The organism is Tetragenococcus solitarius NBRC 100494 (genome assembly GCF_001544195.1).
Classification (GTDB): domain Bacteria; phylum Bacillota; class Bacilli; order Lactobacillales; family Enterococcaceae; genus Tetragenococcus; species Tetragenococcus solitarius.
The window spans coordinates 38,157-45,043 of record NZ_BCPY01000019.1; the positions used below are offsets into that span (position 1 = coordinate 38,157).

The following is a 6,887-nucleotide window of genomic DNA, read 5'->3' on the forward strand; positions in this document are numbered from 1 at the left end:
CGTAGTATTGTTCCTTTTCCTATGAATTTTATTCTAAAGGAAGTTCTTCTTGTCCTTCCTCTGTTTCTGAACCATCTTCTACTCCTATACCAAAAGCAGTCCGTACAAGTGTTGATATTTCAGCGACCATTTCTGGACGTTCCTTCATATATTTTTTAGCATTCTCACGTCCTTGGCCAATTCGTTCTTCCTTATAAGAATACCAAGCACCGCTTTTATTAATAATGTCTTTTTCCACGGCCATATCTAATAATTCCCCAACTTGTGAAATACCTTCTCCATACATAATATCTACTTCTGCTATCTTAAATGGTGGAGCTACTTTATTTTTTACCACCTTAAGCTTCGTACGGTTACCAATGATATCGGTTCCGGATTTCAATTGTTCAGCACGCCGAACTTCTAAGCGAACTGTAGAATAAAATTTCAAAGCGCGTCCCCCAGGAGTTGTCTCAGGGCTTCCAAACATAACTCCTACTTTTTCTCTGATTTGATTAATAAACAAAGCAATCGTTTTGGTTTTATTAATCGAACCAGATAATTTACGTAGCGCTTGTGACATCAAACGCGCTTGTAAGCCAACATGGGCATCTCCCATTTCACCGTCAATTTCAGCTCTTGGCACTAGCGCTGCTACTGAATCAACTACTACAATATCTACGGCACCACTTGAAACTAATGCATCAGCAATTTCCAGACCTTGTTCCCCAGTATCAGGTTGTGATAACAACAATTCATCGATGTTAACACCCAAATGTTCTGCATATTGCGGGTCTAGTGCGTTTTCTGCATCAATAAAAGCAGCAGTTCCGCCTTGTTTTTGTACCTCAGCTACAGCATGAAGAGCAACAGTTGTTTTACCCGAACTTTCTGGCCCATATACTTCTACAATACGGCCGCGCGGGTAACCACCAACCCCCAATGCAACGTCTAGTGCAAGAGAACCACTAGGGATAGTTGAAATTCGTTGATCCGCCTTTTCTCCTAATTTCATTATAGCGCCTTTACCGAAATTCTTTTCAATTTTTTTTAATGCAGTATCCAATGCTGCTTTACGGTCATCTGCCAATTAAGATAAACCTCCTTATATTGTTAAAAACTAGTCATTTACTCATTTAATTGTATCCCTATCATAGCTTTTTTTTATAAAAAAAGCAAGCAAAAAGCGAACAAATATTCGCATTTATTTTGTTAATTTTTTTCGTAGTAAATTTAATCCTGCCATCACTGCGCTATTACGAACGTAGTCGCGGTCATGAGCAAAATGGTATAAATAGCTTTGTACGCCCTCCTTAGAGGCTAATCCGATCCACACAGTCCCTGCGCTTTGTCCCTCTAACGAATCGGGACCTGCTACACCGGTAAAAGAAAGGGCAAAATCACTGTGCGCTAATTTTTTCGTTTGAAGCGCCATTTCTTCTGCACATTCTTTGCTGACGGTTCCATATTTTTTTAACATTTCGGAATCAAGTTCAAGAAATTGTTCTTTCGTTTTTTTCGAATACGTCACAAAGCCACCAGGATAAACTTCGGAAACGCCAGAGATACTTCCTAATGTAGCTTGAAAGCTACCAGCGGTCAAACTTTCAGCCGCACTTACTGTTTGTTGATTTTTTTTCAATAAGTCAACTACGACCTGTGCTAAAGAGTTATTTTCTCCGTAACCATAAAAATAATCTCCAACTCTTGTCAAAATTTCCTTTTCCAATTGATCTAACTTTTGTTCGCCTTGACTTTTGTCTATTGTACTAACTGTCAAACGTAGTGTAACTTCATTCGGTTTAGCATAAGAGGCAAGCGTTGGATTTGTCTGTCCGTTAATCAAATCTGTAAGCTTAGTAACTAGCTCTGATTCTCCAATACCATAAAAACGTAATACACGTGAAATTAAATATTCATCTTGATGGAAGTGACGTTGTAATAACGGAATTGCTTCATTAAAAAACATTGGTTTTAATTCATTGGGTGGGCCTGGCAATAGCAAATAAGAAATACCTGCTGGTGACTGATAAAAAATACCAATAGCTAACCCTGTACTATTTTGTAGAGATTCTCCATCCTTAAAAACGAGTGCTTGCAAACGATTATTTTCCGTCATCGGACGATCTCGTTTTTTAAAAAATGCTAATAAATTTTGATAGCCTCTTTTATCAGTCACTAATTCCTGTCCCAGATGCTTAGCTGTAACCTGTTTTGTAAGATCGTCTTCTGTAGGTCCCAAACCGCCGCATAACACTACCAAGTCACTTCTTTGATCGGCTAACTGCAATGCTTCTTCTAAGCGTTGTGGGTTATCGCCTACAACGCTTTGATAATAAACCTCAATCCCTAGGCCAGCTAACTCTTCTGCTAAAAAGGTTGTATTTGTATTGTTAATTTGTCCTAGTAAGATTTCTGTTCCTACTGCTATAATTTCTGCTCTCATTTTCCTCACTCCTATCATTAACTACGCAAAAAAGTTCCATTTCTATTTTAAAATAAACAAATTTTTTTCTCGAGCCGTAAGTTTAAAGAAAAATCGGATGGGCAAACATTACAACAAAGTTTGCCCATCCGATTTTTTATTGCCATCTAAATTCTACATCGAACCTTTAAACACATCTGCGTTTTTGACAAAGTAGTCTATTCCTGAGTAAAGAGTGAAAAATAGGCAAATATATAATAGAATTTGTCCTAATGGTAAGGAGACTAAATTAAATGGGATATTATTAATATATAAAAAGATAATAGCAAACATTTGAGTAGCTGTCTTTATCTTTCCAGGCCAAGCTGCTGCCATCACACTGCCATTTTGCTCGACAATTAATAAACGTAAACCTGTTATTGCTAATTCTCGACACACAATAATAACTACCACCCAACCAGGTGCTTTGCCTAGTTCAACTAGTAAAATAAAAGCAGTCATAACTAGCATTTTATCAGCCAATGGATCGGCAAATTTCCCAAAATTTGTCACCAATCCGCGATTTCGTGCGATTTTCCCATCGAGCCAATCGGTAAAACTTGCTACAGCAAAGATTACCGCTCCCACTAAGTTTGTTACAGAAAGCTGCGTATTACCTACCGATAATACTCCCCAATCTATTGGTGCAATAACCACCACGATAAAAAGAGGAATCATTAACATTCTGACAACAGTAAGTTTATTTGGTAAATTCACTTTATATTCCCCCGTATCATTGATTCTATCAATAATACATTCCTTTCTTTTTTATTTAGCCTTTATAGTTAATCCCGATAAGTTACATCAAAATTTAGGTTTTTTTGTAACAATTCATAATTAGGGTCATCAAAATTAACTTTTTTATCATTTACTTTCACATCAACGTTTGCACTAGCACCTAAAGTGACTACAAAATTTTCTGTTCCTTCTGGAATGATTGTATTTTCAGTTTGACCAGGTTGTAGCGTTTCTTGTAAAGTATAGTCACCATTTACAGAAACACCTACCCAAGCACGATCATTTTTTCCAGTTATTTCCAGTTCTAATGGTTCTTTAGCATTTGTTACTTTGATTGTTGCTTGGGATTGTGTAGAATCTTCCATAGCTATTTTCATTGGATCTTCTTCTGAAGAACTTGTTTCTGTACTTTTTTGTTCAGTGGATGACTCTTGTTCTGTTGTAACTGAACCATCTACTTCTAGCGAAGAAGCCGTCTGTCCAATTACTGGATCAGAGTGACGATCTTGCCACGCTACATAGGCAATCACGCCTACGATCATAAATGCAATAATTCCTAATAAAACTACGGGTAAATAATCTTTGGTTTTTTTTACACGAGATTTTTCTTCGTGTAATGCCTTTCTAGAACCTTGTACAGTTTCAGGTTGCGATCGTCTTCCCTCTGGCTCGAAACTGGCTTTTCCGTCATATACATCAACTAAAAAGTCGCCTTTTTCGCCCACCACTTGTGCATATTGTCGAATAAACGTACGGATATAGTAAGCTCCCGGTAATGCTTCAAAATCGCCTTTTTCGATCGCTTCGAGGTAACGTTTTTGGATTTTTGTTTTTTGCTGCAGCTCATCAATACTGATATTTTTTTTCAACCGGGCCTGCCGCAATCTTTCGCCAATTATGATTTCATTGCCCACGCCTACATCTACTCCAGTCTTTTTTTATCAATCTAGATTTAGAATACCACAAAAAAGCCCGGCAAAGTAAATATTTTCTCTACCTTCAAATAAATTTTAAACTTCTTTTTTTGGTTTTAAACAAAATTTTGCAATGGCTTCTTTTTGTAATAATTTCTGGCCTGCATCAAGGCAATCTTGTAAACGAATCGAACGAATAATTTCTGGTAAATCAAATAATGTATACTTTCCAAAAAGTTCTTGGGTAAACTGGTTGGCAATATATTCTAATGAATTAAGGGATTGGAAATACTTCCCTAACATTCTCTTTTTTAACCTTTCCAAATTTTCTTTGTTGACTTCTTTTTCATTAGCATAGTTTAAAAGGATATGCTCAACTTCTTGTAAAAATTCTTCTGGTCGTCCAGTATCACTCGAAAAATCAGCAAAATAAAAACTACGATCAAGTGAGAAATCAAATCCAAAACTATCATCAATAATGCCTTCTTGATACAAACGTAAGTAATTTTCACTGGTATTACCTAAAAGTAATTGTAGTAATAAACTTACTGCAGTACGAAAACGTAGCTGTTCTTTATTTCCTTCGGGGAGGTTTTCTTGCAGCCCTTTTATGCCAAGCGTTGCTTTAGGACGACTAACTGGCATTGTTTCACTCGAATAATGGATCATATCTGCTACTGTCTCTTGAGGAAAATAGCGATTGATCTTACGTGTTGCCGCAAAAGTTTTAGAAGCTTGATTTTCTTTGACCCAACGCATTGTTTCTTGAGGTTTTACATTTCCTACAATAAATAAAATCATATTACTTGGATGATAAAATGTTTGATAACACTCATAAAGATCATCAGCAGTAATTTTTTCTATACTATCAACAGTGCCGGCAATATCAATATGAAGCGGATGCTTAGGATACAGATTCTGCAAAAGGCCAAAAAACAATCGCCAATCCGGATCATCTTGATACATCTGAATTTCTTGAGCAATGATTCCTTTTTCTTTTTCAACGGTTTCTGGGGTAAAATAAGGAGATTGGACAAAATCCAGTAAGGTTAGTACATTTTCTTTTATATGATCTGTAGCAGAAAACAAATAACTTGTTTTAGTAAAGCTAGTAAACGCATTAGCTGAGGCACCTAATCGACCAAATTCTTGAAAAATGTCGCCTTCTTTTTTTTCAAACATTTTATGTTCTAAAAAATGAGCAATACCATCTGGAACTTTTTTTCTTCCTTCTCCTGAATGGGCAAATTCATTATCGATGGAACCATAGTTTGTACTAAAAAGCCCATAAGTTTTATGAAAATCTCTTTTTGGCAAAATAAACACAGTCAATCCATTAGCAAGAACCTCTGTATATAATACTTCATTAAGATCAGGATAAACTTTCCTATTCATGAGCCTTCTCCTTATCTATTGTAAAAATTGCTTGTAATTGAAGATCGTTGGCAACTTTTTTAACGTCTTCTCTAGTTACTGACATAATCTTCTTTTCAAATTCTTTTTCATCTTGTACCAAATTAGAAAACCATTGCTTTAAATAAGCCGTTTCAATAAGTCCGCGAGAACTATCTAATGAAAGTAGAAACTGATTTTTTAGCATAACCTTGGTTTGCTGAAATTCATTTTCAGTAAAGTCGCCTTTTTCCAAACTCTCTAGTTGCTTTTCAACCAATGAAATAACCTGTGTACGATCCTTACTATCAATCCCTGTTTGTACTGTAACTAGTCCACGAAAAGAATCAAACGCACTAGAAGCATAATAAGCTAAGCTAGCTTTTTCACGTACATTTATAAATAATTTTGAATGAGGAAAACCACCAAATAGCCCATTAAACACCAATAAAGAAAAGCGCTGCGGATCATCATAGTAAATAGAAGTCTGATAAGCTAAATTCAACTTCGTCTGGATCACAGGCTCATATAATGTTTTTGTTTGTACTTCTGGCTTTAGTTTTTGTCGATAAAAAAGCTCCGAGTCAAAGGAGGAGCGAGGCCCAAAAGGCAAGCTAGCAATTACCCTTTTAGTCTCCTTTTTATCAATATTACCCACTACAAAAATATCAATTTGATCTTGTGATATCATCTCTTCATACGTCTGTACTAAGTCATAAGCATTCAAAGCCTTTACATCTTCTTTTGAGCCAAAACTAGGTGTTTTTTGGTCAACATCTTCAAAGTATAGCTCTTGTAAGCATAAAGCAGCCAAGGTCTGTTTATCTTCTTTTAGACTATCTAGATAGTCTATCATATTTTCTTTTTCTCGTTGAAAAGTATCTTGATCAAAGGCTCCCTCTTTGATATTTGGATGAAACAAAACCTCTTTAATAAATTGAACACCTTCTTCAAAAATGTTGGGCTCGTTTATATATTTCCCATTTACCAGATTTAGCATTAAATTTACCTGGTGAATATTTCCTTTTTTTGCCACATTTAAACCAAAGCTGGCACCATAAAGATCAGCAAGCTTCTCACTGATCTTTGTTTGAGTCGGATAATTCAAACTGTTGGTTTCCAATAAATTTGCCAGCAAGGCTCGTTTGGCAGCATCTTTTTTACAATGTTTCGTCGAAAAACGAAAAAATAAACGTGTGGTTTTAAATTTCTCTGTGGGAATAAATGTTAAATTTACGCCTGACTGCAGTGAAGTAGTCATTTTCCGCCCTCCTTAAATTCGTTTATGAATAATCTACGTTGTGTTTAAAAATTATTATAACATATTCAACCTTTAGAAAAGAAAGAAACAATTTATTAAAAATCTCACTATTTTTGTACTCTAAAAAAAACCAAAATTT

Annotated in this window: 6 protein-coding genes; all 6 read right to left on the reverse strand. The window is 35.7% G+C overall.

Annotation, left to right across the window (positions count from 1 at the left end):
• Positions 1–28: 28 nt before the first annotated feature.
• Complete coding sequence (recA, locus tag TS1_RS06980) at positions 29–1,069, reverse strand: recombinase RecA (protein ID WP_068709204.1); 1,041 nt, start codon at positions 1,067–1,069, stop codon at positions 29–31.
• Positions 1,070–1,183: 114 nt separating this feature from the next.
• Entirely contained in the window at positions 1,184–2,425 is a 1,242-nt protein-coding gene (locus TS1_RS06985) for a competence/damage-inducible protein A (protein WP_068709206.1), read from the reverse strand.
• A 153-nt stretch (positions 2,426–2,578) separates the two neighbouring features.
• The gene (gene pgsA / locus TS1_RS06990; protein WP_068709208.1) at positions 2,579–3,160 is read right to left on the reverse strand and encodes a CDP-diacylglycerol--glycerol-3-phosphate 3-phosphatidyltransferase; all 582 of its coding nucleotides are present in this window, start codon (positions 3,158–3,160) and stop codon (positions 2,579–2,581) included.
• A 68-nt stretch (positions 3,161–3,228) separates the two neighbouring features.
• The gene (locus TS1_RS06995; RefSeq protein ID WP_068709210.1) at positions 3,229–4,095 is read right to left on the reverse strand and encodes a helix-turn-helix domain-containing protein; all 867 of its coding nucleotides are present in this window, start codon (positions 4,093–4,095) and stop codon (positions 3,229–3,231) included.
• Positions 4,096–4,191: 96 nt separating this feature from the next.
• Positions 4,192–5,490 (reverse strand): EF-P 5-aminopentanol modification-associated protein YfmH, encoded by a 1,299-nt coding sequence (yfmH, locus tag TS1_RS07000; protein ID WP_068709212.1) that lies wholly within the window; start codon positions 5,488–5,490, stop codon positions 4,192–4,194.
• Entirely contained in the window at positions 5,483–6,748 is a 1,266-nt protein-coding gene (gene yfmF, locus TS1_RS07005) for an EF-P 5-aminopentanol modification-associated protein YfmF (RefSeq protein ID WP_068709214.1), read from the reverse strand. Before yfmF ends, yfmH begins: the two co-directional genes overlap by 8 nt.
• Positions 6,749–6,887: the final 139 nt, after the last annotated feature.